15 protein-coding genes are annotated in these 18214 nt (G+C 55.1%); 8 read left to right on the top strand and 7 right to left on the bottom strand.

The window, feature by feature from the left end; genetic code table 11:
• The first annotated feature begins 39 nt into the window (after positions 1-39).
• From yeiB to mglC, 5 genes are all read left to right on the top strand, one after another.
• Positions 40-1203 carry a DUF418 domain-containing protein YeiB gene (gene yeiB / locus AC6I8C_RS12670; protein ID WP_497822687.1) on the top strand — a complete coding sequence of 388 codons (1164 nt, stop codon included), beginning with the start codon at positions 40-42 and terminating at the stop codon, positions 1201-1203.
• A gap of 147 nt (positions 1204-1350) precedes the next feature.
• Positions 1351-2391, top strand: coding sequence for an HTH-type transcriptional regulator GalS (gene galS / locus AC6I8C_RS12665; protein WP_497822686.1), 1041 nt, complete (start codon positions 1351-1353; stop codon positions 2389-2391).
• 309 nt (positions 2392-2700) lie between these two features.
• Positions 2701-3696 carry a galactose/glucose ABC transporter substrate-binding protein MglB gene (mglB, locus tag AC6I8C_RS12660; protein WP_497822685.1) on the top strand — a complete coding sequence of 332 codons (996 nt, stop codon included), beginning with the start codon at positions 2701-2703 and terminating at the stop codon, positions 3694-3696.
• A gap of 68 nt (positions 3697-3764) precedes the next feature.
• Complete coding sequence (mglA, locus tag AC6I8C_RS12655) at positions 3765-5285, top strand: galactose/methyl galactoside ABC transporter ATP-binding protein MglA (RefSeq protein ID WP_497822684.1); 1521 nt, start codon at positions 3765-3767, stop codon at positions 5283-5285.
• A gap of 19 nt (positions 5286-5304) precedes the next feature.
• A complete protein-coding gene (gene mglC / locus AC6I8C_RS12650) occupies positions 5305-6315 on the top strand; it encodes a galactose/methyl galactoside ABC transporter permease MglC (RefSeq protein WP_013358506.1) in 1011 nt (336 codons plus the stop codon).
• A 518-nt stretch (positions 6316-6833) separates the two neighbouring features.
• On the opposite strand, the gene sanA is transcribed toward mglC, so the two are convergent.
• From sanA to metG, 6 genes are all read right to left on the bottom strand, one after another.
• Positions 6834-7553: an outer membrane permeability protein SanA gene (gene sanA / locus AC6I8C_RS12645; protein ID WP_013358504.1), complete on the bottom strand. Its 720-nt coding sequence runs from the start codon at positions 7551-7553 to the stop codon at positions 6834-6836.
• Positions 7554-7688: 135 nt separating this feature from the next.
• On the bottom strand, positions 7689-9386 hold the full coding sequence (locus tag AC6I8C_RS12640; protein ID WP_285720294.1) for an NAD-dependent malic enzyme: 1698 nt from the start codon (positions 9384-9386) through the stop codon (positions 7689-7691).
• A gap of 269 nt (positions 9387-9655) precedes the next feature.
• A complete protein-coding gene (gene cdd / locus AC6I8C_RS12635) occupies positions 9656-10546 on the bottom strand; it encodes a cytidine deaminase (RefSeq protein ID WP_497822683.1) in 891 nt (296 codons plus the stop codon).
• 120 nt (positions 10547-10666) lie between these two features.
• On the bottom strand, positions 10667-11359 hold the full coding sequence (locus AC6I8C_RS12630; RefSeq protein WP_013358501.1) for a CidB/LrgB family autolysis modulator: 693 nt from the start codon (positions 11357-11359) through the stop codon (positions 10667-10669).
• Positions 11352-11744, bottom strand: a complete 393-nt coding sequence (locus tag AC6I8C_RS12625) for a CidA/LrgA family protein (protein WP_497822682.1) — start codon at positions 11742-11744, stop codon at positions 11352-11354. Before AC6I8C_RS12625 ends, AC6I8C_RS12630 begins: the two co-directional genes overlap by 8 nt.
• A gap of 228 nt (positions 11745-11972) precedes the next feature.
• The gene (metG, locus tag AC6I8C_RS12620) at positions 11973-14006 is read right to left on the bottom strand and encodes a methionine--tRNA ligase (RefSeq protein ID WP_497822681.1); all 2034 of its coding nucleotides are present in this window, start codon (positions 14004-14006) and stop codon (positions 11973-11975) included.
• Between the two features lie 177 nt (positions 14007-14183).
• Here metG and apbC point away from each other — a divergent pair, with 177 nt between their 5' ends.
• The gene (gene apbC / locus AC6I8C_RS12615; protein ID WP_033733277.1) at positions 14184-15296 is read left to right on the top strand and encodes an iron-sulfur cluster carrier protein ApbC; all 1113 of its coding nucleotides are present in this window, start codon (positions 14184-14186) and stop codon (positions 15294-15296) included.
• Here the strand turns inward: apbC and AC6I8C_RS12610 are convergent.
• Positions 15293-15748 (bottom strand): GNAT family N-acetyltransferase, encoded by a 456-nt coding sequence (locus AC6I8C_RS12610; RefSeq protein ID WP_497822680.1) that lies wholly within the window; start codon positions 15746-15748, stop codon positions 15293-15295. The genes apbC and AC6I8C_RS12610 overlap by 4 nt on opposite strands.
• Positions 15749-15982: 234 nt before the next feature.
• Here AC6I8C_RS12610 and ahpC point away from each other — a divergent pair, with 234 nt between their 5' ends.
• Together ahpC and ahpF are read left to right on the top strand one after the other, a co-directional pair.
• Positions 15983-16546 (top strand): alkyl hydroperoxide reductase subunit C, encoded by a 564-nt coding sequence (gene ahpC, locus AC6I8C_RS12605; RefSeq protein ID WP_013358496.1) that lies wholly within the window; start codon positions 15983-15985, stop codon positions 16544-16546.
• Between the two features lie 71 nt (positions 16547-16617).
• Positions 16618-18186 (top strand): alkyl hydroperoxide reductase subunit F, encoded by a 1569-nt coding sequence (ahpF, locus tag AC6I8C_RS12600; RefSeq protein ID WP_098052825.1) that lies wholly within the window; start codon positions 16618-16620, stop codon positions 18184-18186.
• Positions 18187-18214 lie beyond the last annotated feature (28 nt).

Here is an 18214-nt window from a genome sequence, read left to right as displayed (position 1 = left end):
GCACATGATGTTGCCCGCGTCGTCAATGCAGGGTGCCGCATGCAACAACGCTATCACGCGCTGGATTTCATTCGTGGATGTGCCATTCTCGGCATCCTGCTGCTCAATATTGTCGGCTTCGGCCTGCCTTCTGCTGCTTACCTGAATCCGGCCTGGCAGGGCAGCGTCAGCCTCTCCGATGTCTGGACCTGGGCACTCTCTGACGTCTTTGCTCAGCTCAAATTCCTCACCCTGTTTGCACTGCTGTTTGGCGCAGGTCTGCAAATGCAGCTGCCGCGCGGCAGTCGCTGGCTGACTGCCCGGCTTTCCATTCTGGTACTCATCGGTTTTCTGCACGGTGTCTTTCTCTGGGAGGGCGACATCCTGCTGGACTACGGCATCATCGGGCTGGTGGTCTGGCGGGTGCTGCGTGACGTGCCTTCAACCCGCAGCCTGATGAATACCGGCATTCTGCTCTATCTGGTAGGCTGCGGCGTGCTGCTGGTGTTTGGGTCGATCTCCGATCCCGAACCGACGCGATCCTGGCTGCCGGGCGCAGCCGATCTGCAATATGAGCAGTTCTGGAAACTGAGCGGCGGCTGGGAAGCGATACAGAACCGGCTGGACCATCTCTCGTCAGGGCTGATGGCGCTGGCGGCGCAGTATGGCTGGCAGCTGGCGGGCTTAATGATGATTGGTGGCGCACTGCTGCGCAGCGGCTGGCTGACAGGGGAGTTTCCTCTCCGCCACTATCGTCAGGCGGCGGCCCTGCTGCTGACAATGGGCTTCTCCATTGCGGTGGCCGGTGTGGCAGCGCAATGGCTGTTACATTGGGAATTCCGCTGGACCGCTTTTTACTTGCAGGCTCCGCGCGATTTCGCCAGCCCGCTGATTAGTCTGGGCTATGCCGCGCTCTGCCTGGCGTACTGGCCGCTGATCTCGCGCTGGCGCATCAGCCACGCCATCCAGTGCGTGGGCCGTATGGCGCTGACCAACTATCTGCTGCAAACGCTTATCTGCACCACGCTGTTCTATCGCTTTGGCTTCTATATGCACTTCACCCGGCTGGAGTTGGTGATGATGGTGCCTGCGGTGTGGCTCATCAATATCCTGTTTTCACTCATCTGGTTACATTTCTTCGCCCAGGGTCCGCTGGAGTGGCTGTGGCGGCGGCTTACGCTGCTCTCAGCCGGCAAATCACGCATCACCGACAACGCCAGATAATGACCGCCATCACAAAGGTTACAGAATTGTATGTAACCGTTTTCATTGATGTGACGCAATTCACGCTGCACGCCTCCCGCCCCTGACAGAATAGCGCCGGTGTTTAACCCGGCGTGATGCCCTATTTTTCCTTTCTGGAACTGCTGCATGATAACTATTCGTGATGTTGCCCGTCAGGCTGGCGTGTCAGTGGCGACCGTGTCGCGCGTTCTCAATCAGAGCAACGCTGTGACCTCTGATACCCGCGACGCCGTGTTGCAGGCGGTTGAGGCGCTGGGCTATCGCCCCAACGCTAACGCCCAGGCGCTGGCGACGCAGGTCAGCGATACGATCGGGGTGGTGGTGATGGATGTCTCTGATCCCTTCTTCGGGGCGCTGGTTAAAGCAGTGGATACCGTGGCGCAGCGCGTACACAAGCATGTGTTAATCAGCAACTCCTGGCATCAGGAAGAGAAAGAGCGTCATGCTATCGAGGTGCTGATCCGGCAGCGCTGCAGCGCCCTGGTGGTTCACGCGAAAACGCTGCCGGACGCGGAGCTGGCGGACTTTATGCAGCACGTGCCTGGCATGGTGGTGATTAACCGCATCGTCCCAGGATTCGAACACCGCAGCGTCAGTCTGGATAACGTCACCGGGGCGCTGATGGCCTCAAGAACCCTGTTGCAACAGGGGCATAGCCGCATTGGCTATCTCTGCTCCAGCCATCCCATCGAGGATGTCGCGCAGCGCCGTGAAGGGTGGATGCAGGCGATGGCAGAGCAGGGCACCCGGCCGCAGGAGAGCTGGATTGCCAGCGCAGAGCCAGATATGCAGGGGGGCGAAGCGGCGATGGTGGAGCTGCTGGGGCGTAACCTCAACCTGACTGCGGTGTTTGCCTATAACGACGGCATGGCGGCTGGCGCACTCACTGCGCTGAAGGACAACGGCATCCAGGTGCCACAGCATTTTTCTGTCATTGGCTTTGATGACATTCCGATTTCCCGTTACACCGACCCGCAATTGACAACCGTGCGCTATCCCATTGTATCTATGGCAAAAATCGCCACTGAGCTGGCGCTGCAGGGCGCAGCGGGACTGCTTGATGACACCGCAACCCACATCTTTATGCCAACCCTGGTGCGGCGTCATTCGGTGGCGCAGCGGCAAAATGTGGAGTCCGTCACTAATTCAGGCGATTCAGGCATGTAACCGTTTTCAATCTGTGATTGTATTCACAGTTAATTAACATTGCCCTCACTATGATGGCAGCGTCTTACCGGACTGAAACATTATGTAACGCCAGTGTAACGGCATCAGTTGTGGTCTCAGTAGCCGGTTAAAGGGTTTATACCCTCTTCATGGAAGCGTTCTGGCACAGGGAAGTCAGGTTTTAGACGGCGTTTAACAGCTTAACATCTTCATTATGTTAGCCAGCGCGCCGATCTGTTTTACCGATTGCGCTCCCGCACGTTTGGCGGTAGCGCTAAAAAGACCCTGCATAATAAAACCGGAGATACCATGAATAAGAAGGTTTTCACGCTTACAGCACTGGTTGCCAGCATGATGTTTGGTGCAACCGCGCACGCAGCTGACACCCGTATCGGCGTGACCATTTACAAATATGATGACAACTTCATGTCAATGGTGCGCAAAGACATTGAGAAAGAAGCGAAAGCGATCGGTGGCGTACAGCTGCTGATGAATGACTCGCAGAACGACCAGTCCAAACAGAACGATCAGGTTGACGTGCTGATGGCAAAAGGCGTGAAAGCGCTGGCGATTAACCTGGTTGACCCGGCTGCTGCTGCAGTAGTGGTAGACAAAGCGCGTGCTAATGATGTGCCCGTTGTCTTCTTTAACAAAGAACCGAACGCTAAAGTGCTGGCCGGTTATGACAAAGCTTACTATGTCGGCACCGACTCCAAAGAGTCAGGCATCATTCAGGGTCAGCTGATCGAGAAGCACTGGAAAGCAACACCAGCCTGGGATCTGAACAAAGATGGCACCATTCAGTTCGTCCTGCTGAAAGGCGAGCCGGGCCATCCGGATGCTGAAGCCCGTACTAAATATGTCATCGACACTCTGAACAAAGATGGTCTGAAGACGCAGCAGTTAGCGATGGATACGGCAATGTGGGACACCGCTCAGGCCAAAGATAAGATGGATGCGTGGCTGTCAGGCCCGAACGCTAAGAAAATTGAAGTCGTGATTGCCAACAACGATGCGATGGCGATGGGTGCCGTTGAAGCGCTGAAAGCGCACAACATGACCTCCATTCCGGTCTTCGGTGTCGATGCCCTGCCAGAAGCGCTGGCACTGGTGAAATCCGGTGCGCTGGCCGGTACCGTGCTGAACGATGCGGAAAACCAGGCGAAAGCGACGCTGGATATTGCCAACAACCTGGCAAACGGCAAAGCGGCAACTGACGGAACGAACTTCAAGATGGTCGATAAGATCGTCCGCGTTCCTTACGTTCCGGTTGATAAAGAAAATCTGTCTCAGTTCTCGAAATAAGATCGATTACGGGCGCGACCGCTGTCGCGCCTTTTTTATGTCACCACCGTTTTTTAGCCAGGTAAAATATGGCCAGTGATAACACGACCGCGCAGCGAGAATATTTGCTGGAAATGACGAATGTTTCAAAATCATTTCCCGGCGTAAAAGCGTTAGATAATGTCAATTTAAAAGTGCGGCCTCACTCTGTTCATGCATTAATGGGCGAGAACGGTGCCGGGAAATCCACCTTATTGAAATGCCTGTTTGGTATTTATAAAAAAGATACCGGCAGTATCCTGTTTCAGGGTCAAGAGATCGACTATAAAAGCTCCAAAGAGGCGCTGGAAAATGGCGTGTCGATGGTGCATCAGGAATTAAACCTGGTTCTGCAGCGTACCGTGATGGACAACATGTGGCTGGGGCGTTATCCGCGCAAAGGCTTCTTTGTCGATCAGGATAAAATGTACCAGGACACCAAAGCGATATTTGACGAGCTGGATATCGATATTGATCCGCGCGACAAAGTTGCCAATCTGTCTGTGTCGCAAATGCAGATGATAGAAATTGCCAAAGCGTTTTCTTATGACGCGAAAATTGTGATTATGGATGAGCCGACTTCCTCGTTAACCGAGAAAGAGGTGAATCACCTGTTCACGATTATTCGTAAGCTGAAAGATCGCGGCTGTGGCATTGTTTATATTTCGCACAAGATGGAAGAGATTTTCCAGCTCTGCGATGAGATCACAATTCTGCGTGATGGTCAGTGGATCACCTCTCAGCCGCTGGAAGGGCTGGATATGGATAAGATCATCGCCATGATGGTCGGCCGTTCACTGAACCAGCGCTTTCCTGACCGTACCAACGTGCCAGGCGAGACGATTCTTGAGGTGCGTAATCTGACTTCACTGCGTCAGCCATCGATTCGCGACATCTCATTTGATTTGCGTAAAGGGGAGATACTCGGCATTGCCGGGCTGGTGGGCGCCAAACGTACCGATATCGTCGAAACGCTGTTTGGCATTCGCGAGAAATCGGGCGGCACCATTAAACTGCATGGCAAACCGATTAATAATCACAGCGCCAACGAAGCGATTAACCACGGTTTTGCGCTGGTGACTGAAGAGCGTCGTTCGACTGGTATTTATGCTTACCTGGATATTGGTTTTAACTCACTTATTTCCAACATCAAAAAATATAAAAACAGTATGGGACTGCTGGATAATAAACGCATGAAGAGTGATACCCAATGGGTGATCGATTCAATGCGCGTTAAAACCCCTGGCCACCATACACAAATTGGTTCGCTTTCGGGCGGTAACCAGCAAAAAGTGATTATTGGCCGCTGGTTATTGACCCAGCCTGAAATCCTGATGCTTGATGAACCAACACGCGGTATTGATGTTGGTGCGAAATTCGAAATTTACCAGCTGATTGCTGAACTGGCGAAAAGAGAAAAGGGCATCATTATTATCTCCTCCGAAATGCCGGAGCTGTTAGGCATTACCGATCGTATTCTGGTAATGAGTAATGGTCTGGTAGCAGGCATAGTTGATACCAAAACGACCACGCAGAACGAAATATTGCGTTTAGCGTCATTACACCTTTAATGAAGCAAGGGCTGTTAACATGAAAGCGACTACAAAAAAGAATGCGCTAACCTGGTTAAAAGAGGGCGGCATTTATGTCGTTCTGCTGGTATTGCTGGCTATTATTATCTTCCAGGACCCGACATTTTTAAGTTTGATGAACCTGAGTAATATTCTGACCCAATCTTCGGTGCGCATTATTATTGCACTGGGTGTGGCGGGTCTGATTGTGACCCAGGGTACTGACCTGTCAGCCGGACGTCAGGTCGGTTTGGCGGCGGTCGTTGCCGCGACGCTGTTGCAGGCGATGGATAACGCGAACAAAGTCTTCCCGACGCTGGATACGGTGCCGATTCCACTGGTGATCCTGACCGTGTGCATCATTGGCGGCGTGATTGGTCTGGTCAACGGTGTGATTATTGCCTACCTGAAGGTGACGCCATTTATCACCACGCTGGGCACCATGATTATCGTTTACGGTATCAACTCACTCTATTACGACTTTGTAGGTGCCTCACCGATTGCCGGTTTTGATGCAGGGTTCTCGAAATTTACCCAGGGCTTCTTACGCTTTGGTGATTTTAAACTCTCATTCATCACGTTCTATGCCGTGATTGCCATTATTTTCGTCTGGATTCTGTGGAATAAAACCCGCTTCGGTAAAAACATTTTTGCTATCGGCGGTAACCCGGAAGCGGCGAAAGTGTCAGGCGTGAACGTGCCTTTGAACCTGATCATGATTTATGCCCTGTCTGGTGTGTTCTACGCCTTCGGCGGGATGCTGGAAGCCGGTCGTATCGGTTCTGCCACCAACAACCTCGGTTTTATGTATGAGCTGGATGCGATTGCGGCCTGTGTGGTCGGCGGCGTCTCTTTCGCCGGTGGTGTGGGTAGCGTGGCAGGCGTAGTGACCGGTGTACTGATCTTCACCGTTATCAACTACGGTCTGACCTATATCGGCGTCAACCCCTACTGGCAGTACATCATTAAAGGCGGCATCATCATCTTCGCCGTGGCGCTGGATTCACTGAAATATTCTCGTAAGAAGTAAGACTGATTCAACGCTAAGGAAGCGACCTTCGGGTCGCTTTTTTTATGGGCTGTGCTGGGGTAATGCTGGGATCGTTGCTTTAAGACGGAGTATGCGAAGGGAACACGGTCAGATCGGAAAGACGCAAAAGCCGCCATCCATGGCACGCTCGGCCCGCGCGATTACGCACCTCATCCCTGAGGTGCGCCCGTTGCCGGGCCAACGCGTTGCGTTGTTCAAAAACGCTCCCGGCGTTTTTGTCCCAAGCGCGGGACGCTTTCCTCTTCTGACCGTGTTCCCTGCGCTTCAGGCTTATTTATTGCTGTTAGATTCGCCTAAGCCTCAGGGAACTCAAACAGACGACTCACCCACTTAAAGCGATGGGGGCATACGCCTGGAGCCAAAGCATAGCGGGCCATGGATGGCCCGCGCTGAGCCTGCCAGGGATGGCGACCTTTGCGTCTTTGCGGAAGGCGTATGTTCCCTGAGCTAGCGCATGCCTGGCTGGCACTGCACCAGCCCCCCTCTTAATCGAAGATTTATTTCCGCAGCTTCTGTTCCAGCTCCAGCAGCTGCTCCGGCGTCACCGCCGGGTAACTCTGCGCATCTTCAGGCACATCGTGTACGGCGGGAATCGGCACCAGCGGGCCTAAGAAACGGGGTTCACGCTTAAGCAGGAAGAGATCCGCCAGCGCGCCCAGCCGGGCACCCACCTCACGGAAACGCACGCTCAGCATGTTTTTCGGTGAAGGCACCGCATAACACTGCGCCTGGATACCCAGCTGCAGGGCGATAAACAGCGCGCGCTCACAGTGGAAGCGTTGTGTGATAATAATGAAGTCGTTGGTATCAAACACTTTGCGGGTGCGGACGATTGAATCCAGCGTCCGGAACCCGGCATAATCGAGCACGATATCCGCCGGATCAACACCGGCTTTGATGAGATCGCGGCGCATCGTCATCGGCTCGTTATAGCTTTGCAGCGCGTTATCACCGCTGAGCAGCAGATAATTCACCTTGCCGCTGTTATAGGCATTGAGCGCACCTTGCATACGATAGAGGTAATACTGATTGATGACGCCGGTACGATAATATTTAGCCGTCCCCAGTACCACACCCACCTGACGATGCGGCAATGAAGCGACGTTTTCGTAGATAAAAGGCGCAGTTTTCCAGCTGATCCAGCGATCAAGGCCGAGCGCCGTTGCCACCATCAGTAAGATGATGAAAAGCAGACCAATGAGAACGCGTTTCAGCATGCGCCTGGAGACTCGATGTCAGAATGTTGAGATGGGACAAGGCTACTTGAGCAGCCGCAGCGAAGCAAGTTACTGCCGGCTGGCTGTACTCTTTTTGAACACTGCCGAATCAAGGGCGATCCGGCAGCGGGAAGATTAAATCGAGGTACGACGATAGTGACGATACTGCGGCAGCCAGAAGTTGTTGGCGATAGCCTGTGACAATACATCTTCTGAGGTCACCACGGCGACACCGGCCAGCTGAGCGGCTTTACCCACTTCCATCGCAATGATTTTCGACACGCCCTGAATATCTTTAATCTCAGGCAGCACCGGGCCTTCGCCTTCGTTCACCAGCGGAGAGCAGTCGGCGAGCGCGCGGCTGGCGGTCATCAGCATCGTATCGGTAACACGGCTGGCACCTGCGGCAATCACACCCAGACCAATGCCTGGGAAGATGTAGGAGTTGTTGCACTGCGCAATCGGGTAAGTTTTACCGTTCCAGCTCACCGGCGAGAACGGGCTGCCGGTTGCGACCAGCGCAGCACCGTCAGTCCAGGCGATAATATCGGCCGGCGTCGCTTCAACGCGTGAAGTCGGGTTCGACAGCGGCATCACGATAGGGCGCTTACAGTGCTTGTGCATCTCACGGATGATCTCTTCGGTGAACAGGCCTGGCTGGCCGGAAACACCAATCAGAATATCGGGCTGAGCATTACGCACCACATCCAGCAGCGAGATTGCATCATTGGTCACATCCCAGTGCTGCAGGCTTTCGCTCTTCTGCACCAGCTTGCTCTGGAAATCAAGTAGGTTAGGCAGCTTGTCCGTCAGCAGACCAAAGCGATCCACCATCATCACACGGCCACGGGCTTCCTCGTCGCTCAGGCCTTCTGATTTCATCTGCGCGATGATCTGTTCAGCGATACCACAACCCGCGGAACCGGCACCCAGGAACACTACTTTCTGCTCGCACAGGCGGCTACCGGCTGCGCGGCTGGCGGCAATCAGCGTGCCGACAGTAACGGCGGCGGTACCCTGAATATCGTCGTTGAAGCAGCAGACTTCATCGCGATAGCGGTTCAGCAGCGGCATGGCGTTCTTCTGGGCGAAATCTTCAAACTGCAACAGTACTTTCGGCCAGCGGCGCTTAACGGCCTGAATAAATTCGTTCACGAACTCGTCATACTCTTCGCCGGTAATGCGCGGATGACGCCAGCCCATATAGAGCGGATCGTTCAGCAGCTGCTGATTATTGGTGCCGACATCCAGCACCACCGGCAGGGTGTAAGCCGGGCTGATGCCGCCACAGGCGGTATAGAGTGACAGCTTACCAATCGGAATACCCATCCCACCGATGCCCTGATCGCCGAGGCCCAGGATGCGCTCGCCATCGGTCACCACAATCACCTTCACATTCTGCTTGGTGGCGTTTTGCAGCATATCTTCGATGCGGTCGCGGTTAGGGTAGGAGATGAATACGCCACGCGCACGACGGTAGATTTCAGAGAAGTGTTCGCAGGCTGCGCCGACGGTGGGCGTATAGATGATGGGCATCATCTCTTCAAGATGGTTATCCAGCAGGCGGTAGAACAGCGTTTCGTTGGTGTCCTGGATGTTACGCAGGTAGACATGCTTATCGTTATTGTTTTTGAAGTCCTGGAACTGACGCCAGGCACGCTGCGCCTGCTCTTCAATTGATTCCACCGCTTCTGGCAGCAGACCGTTGAGGTTGAATTCGTTACGTTCTTCGATGCTAAAGGCGCTGCCTTTGTTCAGCAGGGGAAATTCCAGCAAAATCGGGCCAGCATAAGGGATGTACAGCGGGCGTTTACTTTCGTAGTCGAGTTCCATGCGGTGATGCTCCGGTTGCAGTGTTGTCTGGCGTCACGCCGGAAAGGTAGCGCCAGTTTTCTCACCCGTTATAGCTCAGACTGCAGGTCCGGCAGCGGCAGGGTAACCGCTGCGGAAACATTCACGACCGTGCTGCTATCCTGCAACCTGAATTATTCAGAGTAATTTGTAATTGCGTGAATTCTGGCGCCAGATCCTATGAAATTTCCCGCAGAAGTACAGCGTTTGTTAATAAAAGCTCACAAAACTGTGGCCGCCCTGACAGCGGGTTATGCTTTGTACAGCGTTACCTGTAGCAGCTCACCGCAACCAAATGTCTCAAGCGTCGCCTGCGTGGCGGCGAACTGGCTTAACGTGGCATTTTCCACTTCGGCTAATACCGCTTTTTTTATCTGACGAACATCGCCGCCCTGCATGTTCAGCAGAACCAGTGCCGCCTGAAGCGGCGGGAAGCTCGGGTTAAACGCGGCATTTTCCGCATAACGACCAGCCACAATCTTGTCATCCGCGGTCAGCAGTGCAACACCGGCGTGTGACTGGCTGTAGGGTGCGTGGCTGGCATTGGCGGCGGCAACCGCAGCCTGCACCAGCTCATCGCCTTCGGCCACATAGCCGTGATCGACTTCGTCCATCAGGAAGGTGGTGATGTTGAGATCGCGCGGGCCAAACGCATCCGGCAGATAATCGGCCAGGGTGCTGGTGGCACGCTGCGGCAGGCTGATGCGAATGCTGGTGCCGCTGTTCAGTTCATTCATAAACTGACGGCAGTGACCGCACGGCGTGTAGTTAACGGTGATGGCCTCAAGCTGGCGCTCACCGCGCAGCCATGCATGAGTAATGGCGCTCTGCTCAGCGTGAACCGTCTGCTGCATCGGCGTGCCGACAAATTCCATATTAGCGCCAAAGTACCAGTTGCCGCTGACCCCACGGGCAATCGCCCCGACGTTGAAATGGGAGACGGTGGCAACGGCGCAGGACGCCGCCAGCGGCAGCAGCGTCAGCGCCAGCGTATCGGCATCCATCTGCGTCTGTTGCTGCAGTGCGGCGATCTGGTCGGCGCTGAGTACCGCGTGGAAGTCAGGATCGTCCAGCAGGGGAGTGAGTGCAGTTTGCAGCGTTGACGGCAGTGCCTCAAAAGCAGAGAGGAAACGGGAATGCATGTGAGCCTCATTAAATTCAGCAGGGCGATGTGCCAGTCACCGGTTTATATGTGATCCACATCGCTCTGACAATGTAACCTGTGTTGCATGTTTCAACTTTGCGAGATCTCTCGCAAACTTTCAGCCAAACCAGTGCATCAGCAGCGGAAAAATAAAGGGTGCCAGCAGGGAAGTGATGATGCCGCAGATCACCAGCGCCAGAGAGCTGAATGCCCCTTCCTGATAGTCAAGTTCCGCGGCGCGCGCGGTGCCCAGCGCATGCGACGCATTGCCAATTGCCAGTCCGCGCGCCGCTTTCGATTTCACGCCCAGCAGATTCAGCACCGTGTGTCCGAATACCGCACCCAGTACACCCGCAATCAGCACGCAGATGGCGCTGATGGCGGGGATGCCGTGCAGCGAGCCGGAGACGGCCATCGCGATGGGCGTAGTGACAGATTTAGGCACGATGGTGGCGGCAATTTCGGGTGTGGCACCCATCCACAGGGCAATGGCGGTGCCTGAGATCATAGCGGTCAGGCTGCCGATAAAGCAGACGCCAATAATCGATTTCCAGCGGGCACGAATCTGATGCATCTGCTCATACAGCGGCAGTGCCAGCGCCACCACCGCCGGTTGCAGCAGCTGATTAAGAATCTGGCTACCGGCGAAATAGCGCGAGTAAGGAAGCTGCAACAGCAGCAGTATCGGGATAATGATCGCCATCGCGACCAGCAGCGGATTAAGCAGCGAGATTTTCAGTCGTATCGCCAGCTTGCGCGCCAGAAAAAAAACCGCCAGGGTCAGTGGCAGTGACCACCACATGTCACTCATCGGCTGACTCTCCGGCTGGACGGCGGCTGTGAAGCTGGTGGGCGCTGACGCCGACAATAGAAAGCACCAGGAAAGTACTGACCACACAGGAGACAACAATCGGGCCAAACTGTGCGGAGAGGATATCTGTGTAGCTCATCACCCCGACGCTGATTGGCACAAACAGCAGCGCCATATAGCGAATCAGAAGATGACAGCCCGGTTTTACCCAGCTCACCGGCAGGATCTGCGATGCCAGCAGGGCGAACAGAATTAACATTCCCAGGATGCTGCCAGGCAGCTTAATAGGCAGCAGCGAAGCGATGCCGATGCCAGCGTATAAGCAGAGATAAATGATGATAAAGGCGCGAAGATAACGTCCGCAGACAGACAGCACGGTGAGCATGGCAGGCTCCTGTTTTCACTGAGCTTCATCATACGCATTAACCGCTTAGCGTGCTAGCGATCACATTTATGCCGCGGAGTAGCAGCAACGCGCAAAGCGTTTCAGCAGAAGGAAGCGGGGCAGTAGCGGTGAGAATGCGAAGCGGGAAAAATAACCCTTCGCGCCAGTGATACGGCGCGAAGGGTTCAGAACGGCACTGCGCTTAACCTGTTAAGCGTCGGCAGGCGATTACTTAACCGGCATACCCGGCACAGCACCGCTGTCGACGGAGAGCACGAACAGATCTTTGTCGCCCGGACCCGCTGACAGCACCATGCCTTCAGAGATACCAAAGCGCATTTTACGCGGCGCCAGGTTAGCCACGATAATAGTCATTTTACCGACCAGCACGGCGGGATCAGGATAGGCGGCACGAATACCTGAGAAGATCTGACGTTTCTCGCCGCCCAGGTCGAGTTGCAGACGCAGCAGCTTGTCCGAACCTTCTACCAGTTCCGCCTGCTCAATCAGCGCGACGCGCATATCGACTTTGGCGAAATCATCAATGGTGATGGTTTCACCGATCGGCGCATCGGCTAGCGGGCCCGTGGCGGCCGGTGCACTGGCGGCAGCGGCATCCTCTTTCGAAGCCTCAATCAGTCCTTCGACTTTCGCCATTTCAATGCGGCTGTAGAGCGCTTTGAACGGCGCAACCTGATGATCCAGCAGCGGCTGCGCAATCGCATCCCAGCTCAGTTCACAGTTGAGGAAGCCTTCTGCACGAGCGCTCAGTGATGGCAGTACCGGCTTCAGCCAGGTCATCAGAATGCGGAACAGGTTAATACCCATTGAGCAGATCGCCTGCAGATCGGCATCACGGCCTTCCTGCTTCGCCACCACCCAGGGAGCCTGCTCATCGACATAACGGTTCGCCAGGTCAGCCAGCGCCATGATTTCACGGATAGCACGGCTGTATTCGCGTGCTGCCCAGGCGTCACCAATCTTCTCTGACGCATCCACGAAGGTCTGATAGAGCGCCGGATCGGCCAGCTCAGCCGCCAGTTTGCCGTCAAAGCGTTTAGTGATGAAGCCCGCGTTACGTGACGCCAGGTTAACCACTTTGTTAACGATGTCAGCATTCACGCGCTGGACGAAATCTTCCAGATTCAGGTCGATATCATCGATACGTGAAGAGAGTTTCGCCGCGTAGTAGTAACGCAGGCTGTCGGCATCCAGATGCTGCAGCCAGGTGCTGGCCTTAATAAAGGTGCCGCGCGACTTCGACATCTTGGCACCGTTGACGGTGACATAGCCGTGTACAAACAGGTTGTTTGGCTTGCGGAAGTTGCTGCCTTCCAGCATCGCTGGCCAGAACAGGCTGTGGAAGTAGACGATATCTTTACCGATGAAGTGATACAGCTCGGTCGTCGAGTCTTTACGCCAGAATTCGTCGAAGTCGATGTCGCCGCGCTTGTCGCACAGGTTCTTGAACGAGCCCATATAGCCGATAGGCGCATCCAGCCAGACGTAGAAATATTTGCCTGGCGCGTCCGGGATTTCAAAACCGAAATAGGGCGCATCGCGGGAGATATCCCACTGCTGCAGACCCGACTCAAACCACTCCTGCATTTTGTTCGCCACCTGATCCTGTAGCGCACCGGAGCGGGTCCAGGCCTGCAGCATGGCGCTGAACGACGGAAGATCAAAGAAGAAGTGCTCGGAGTCGCGCAGGACTGGCGTCGCACCGGATACCACCGATTTAGGATCGATCAGCTCGGTCGGGCTGTAGGTCGCGCTGCAGACTTCACAGTTGTCGCCATACTGGTCAGGCGACTTACATTTCGGGCAGGTGCCTTTCACAAAACGGTCCGGCAGGAACATCCCTTTTTCCGGATCGTAAAGCTGCGAGATGGTGCGGTTCTTAATAAAACCGTTCTCTTTCAGACGGCCGTAAATCAGCGCAGACAACTCACGGTTTTCGTCGCCGTGAGTCGAATGATAGTTGTCATAGCTGACGTTGAAACCGGCAAAGTCGGCTTCATGCTCGCTTTTCATCTCTGCAATCATCTGCTCCGGTGCAATGCCTAACTGCTGAGCTTTCAGCATGATCGGCGTGCCATGCGCATCATCGGCGCAGATGAAGTAAACCTGATTGCCACGCATTCGCTGATAACGCACCCAAATGTCTGCCTGGATATGCTCGAGCATGTGGCCGAGATGGATTGATCCGTTCGCGTAAGGCAGTGCGCACGTTACCAGAATTTTTTTAGCGACTTGAGTCATAGTTTGCGTAGCTTTCTGTTGATTGAAAAAACGGGCTTAGATGGTAACTGAAGGCTTCTCCTGCGTAAACACAAGGGATTCACCCCTGCCAGTCGCCGCAGATCCACGAGCATCTGATATCATTGACAATACATCGCTGAAACACAGCGTAAGCACAGCAGAAATAAGGAGCAGGGGATGACAGTACAATCCCGGGAACCGCATACGCCAGAAGGCCTGCGCGCCATCGTGGCCGGCGTATTGAGAAGCTTTGAGCATCCGACCCTTAAGCAGAATCTCACCGCCCTGAAGGCGTTGCATCATGTGGCGCAGCTGGATGGAACGCTGCATGTGGAACTGCTGATGCCGTTTGCCTGGGCCAGCGGGTTCGACGACCTCAAAGAGCAGGTCAGCGCCGACCTGCTGCGTCAGACCGGCGCCAGTGCCATCGACTGGCGGCTCAGCCACGATATTGCCACCCTCAAGCGGGTGAAAAACCAGCCGGGTGTGAACGGGGTTAAAAACATTATTGCGGTCAGCTCCGGCAAAGGCGGCGTCGGTAAATCCAGCACCGCTGTGAACATGGCGCTGGCGCTGGCAGCCGAAGGTGCGCGTGTCGGGATTCTGGACGCCGATATCTATGGCCCGTCAGTGCCGAACATGCTCGGCACCCAGGATCAACGCCCGACATCGCCGGATGGCACCCATATGGCGCCGATTATGGCACACGGGTTGGCTACTAACTCCATCGGCTATCTGGTGACGGACGACAATGCGATGGTGTGGCGCGGGCCGATGGCCAGCAAGGCGCTGATGCAGCTGCTGAATGAGACGATGTGGCCGGAGCTGGATTATCTGGTGCTGGATATGCCGCCCGGCACCGGCGACATTCAGCTGACGCTGGCGCAGAACGTGCCGGTCACTGGTGCGCTGGTGGTGACCACGCCGCAGGACATCGCCCTGATTGATGCCCGCAAAGGCCTGGTGATGTTTGAAAAGGTCAATGTGCCGGTGCTCGGCGTGGTGGAAAACATGAGCCTGCATATCTGCAGTCAGTGTGGCTTCCACGAGCCAATTTTCGGCACGGGTGGCGCGCAGAAACTGGTGGAGGATTACCAGACTCAGCTGCTGGCCCAGCTGCCGCTGCACATCGATTTGCGTGAAGATCTTGATGAAGGTGAACCGACGGTAATTCGCCGTCCCGACAGCGAGTTTACCGCGCTCTATCGCCAGCTGGCCGGACGCGTTGCGGCTCAGCTTTACTGGCAGGGCGATGTGATCCCCGGCGACATCGCCTTCCGCGCGCTTTAAGCCCGACCCGACCCGCTGGCATAGTGTGAGGCCAGCGGGTAGTGCATCAACACGTAGCCGCCGTGCTCGCCTTCGCCCTGTGAAATCATCTTCCAGCCATGTTTCAGGTAAAAGTCCTGTGCCGCTTTGTTCTTCTGCAGGCATTTCAGCGCGCCGGTTGAGGTAAAGCGCGCCTCAACCGCCTCCAGCAGCGCGCTGCCCACGCCCCGTCCCTGCCAGTCAGGATCGACATAAAGACTGTGCAGAAAGTTGTCGTTTTCCAGCAGCCCCGCAAATCCAACGCGCTGTCCCTGAGCTTCCGCGACCAGCACGGTTTCCCCCAGAATCACTCCATCAAAATCTTCCAGCTGCCACTCGCTGCCGTCGAGCCAGCGCCAGTTGTGTCGCCGCGCCGCCAGAAACAGCGTGCGAAGAAAAGGACGATCGGCTTCCGTAAACGGACGAATCTCCACAGGTCAGCTCCCTTATCATCTTGTCTTACAAAACTAGCAGTGATTCGCGAAGACGGGCGAAAAGATAAAGCGGGTTAAATGTCACCAAAATCGCTGTACACTGCCTGCCGGGCCAGAGAGCATCAGGCTCTCAGCGTTTGATAGCTTTCGTTTATCAGATTGATAACGACCGCGTATTAGATGTTGGCCCGAAAATTATGTAACCTGCATCACATATTTTAACGGAGGCCACAGATGTCTATTATCAATACCAAAATCAAGCCGTTCAAAAACGCAGCATTCAAAAACGGCGAATTCATCGACGTAACCGAGAAAGACGTTGAAGGTAAATGGAGTGTGTTCTTCTTTTATCCAGCTGACTTCACCTTCGTCTGCCCGACCGAACTGGGCGACGTGGCTGACCACTACGAAGAATTCCAGAAACTGGGCGTAGATATCTACTCCGTTTCTACCGACACCCACTTTACCCACAAAGCCTGGCACGGTTCTTCAGACACAATCGCGAAAATTCAGTACGCGATGATCGGTGACCCGACTGGCGCGCTGACCCGTAACTTCGAAATCATGCGTGAAGACGAAGGTCTGGCTGACCGTGGTACGTTCATCGTTGACCCGGAAGGCGTTATCCAGGCTATCGAAATCACTGCTGAAGGCATTGGCCGTGACGCCTCTGACCTGCTGCGCAAAGTGAAAGCGGCTCAGTACGTGGCTTCTCACCCAGGTGAAGTGTGCCCGGCTAAATGGAAAGAAGGTGATGCAACACTGGCTCCGTCTCTGGACCTGGTTGGCAAAATCTAATTCCGCTTCGCCCTTTCGACCATTCTCCAATCGGGTGCTGCGGCACCCGATTTTTTGACCAGGATATCACTATGCTCGACACAAATTTGAAGACGCAGCTCAAGGCTTACCTTGAGAAATTAACCAAACCTGTTGAGTTGATCGCCACCCTGGATGAGGGTGCAAAATCAACCGAGATCCGTGAACTATTGGTTGATATCGCCGGCCTGTCTGACAAAGTCAGCTTCCGCGAAGAGAACGATCGTCAGGTGCGTAAGCCCTCATTTCTCATCACTAACCCAGGTTCGAACAGCGGCCCGCGTTTTGCCGGTTCTCCACTGGGTCACGAATTTACCTCACTGGTGCTGGCACTGTTACAGACCGGTGGGCATCCGTCGAAAGAAGCACAGAGTCTGCTGGATCAGATCGCGGCGCTGGACAGTGACTTCCATTTCGAAACTTATTATTCACTCTCATGCCATAACTGCCCTGACGTGGTTCAGGCGCTGAACCTGATGGCGGTGATTAACCCGCGCATCAGCCACACTGCTATCGACGGTGGCCTGTTCCAGAACGAGATTCAGGAACGCAACGTGATGGGCGTGCCAGCGGTTTACCTCAACGGTAAAGAGTTTGGTCAGGGCCGCATGAGCCTGGCCGAAATCGTCAGCAAAGTAGACACCAACGCCGATAAACGCGCAGCGGAAGAGCTGAACAAGCGTGACGCCTACGAAGTCCTGATTATCGGCAGCGGCCCGGCGGGCGCAGCGGCAGCGGTCTACTCAGCACGCAAAGGTATCCGTACTGGTCTGCTGGGCGAGCGTTTTGGCGGCCAGGTGCTGGACACGGTGGATATCGAAAACTATATCTCCGTGCCGAAAACCGAAGGGGCAAAGCTGGCAGGTTCACTGCGCGCACACGTTGATGATTACAACGTGGACGTCATCGAAAGCCAGAGCGCCATCAAACTGATCCCGGCGGCGAAAGAGGGCGGACTGCACGCCATCGAGACCGCCTCCGGTGCAGTATTAAAATCACGTAGCATCATCCTGGCGACCGGCGCACGCTGGCGCAACATGGGCGTGCCGGGCGAAGAAGAGTACCGCACCAAAGGCGTGACCTACTGCCCACACTGCGATGGCCCGCTGTTCAAAGGCAAGCGCACGGCGGTAATCGGCGGCGGTAACTCCGGTGTTGAAGCGGCTATTGACCTGGCGGGTATCGTTGAACACGTTACGCTGCTGGAGTTTGCCGGTGAGATGCGTGCTGACCAGGTGCTGCAGGATAAACTGCGCAGCCTCAAGAACGTTGATGTGATCCTGAACGCACAGACCACCGAAGTGAAAGGCGACGGCACCAAAGTGACCGGCCTGCACTATATCGACCGTACGACGCAGACCACCCACGAGCTGCCGCTCTCCGGTATCTTCGTTCAGATTGGTCTGCTGCCGAACACCCCATGGCTGGAAGGCGCGGTTGAGCGCAACAAAATGGGTGAGATCATTATCGATGGTAAATGCGAAACCAGCCTGAAAGGCGTGTTCGCTGCGGGTGACTGCACCACCGTGCCGTACAAGCAGATCATCATCGCCAGCGGCGAAGGTGCCAAAGCGTCTCTGAGCGCGTTTGACTATCTGATCCGTACTAAGTCGGCTGAATAACGTTTCGTCAGCCAGACAACAGCCCTTC

It is taken from the genome of Pantoea sp. X-Soil-YNGN-844, assembly GCF_059730595.1.
Note: the sequence above shows the minus strand (reverse complement) of the source record. Positions and strands in the feature narration are given on the sequence as shown.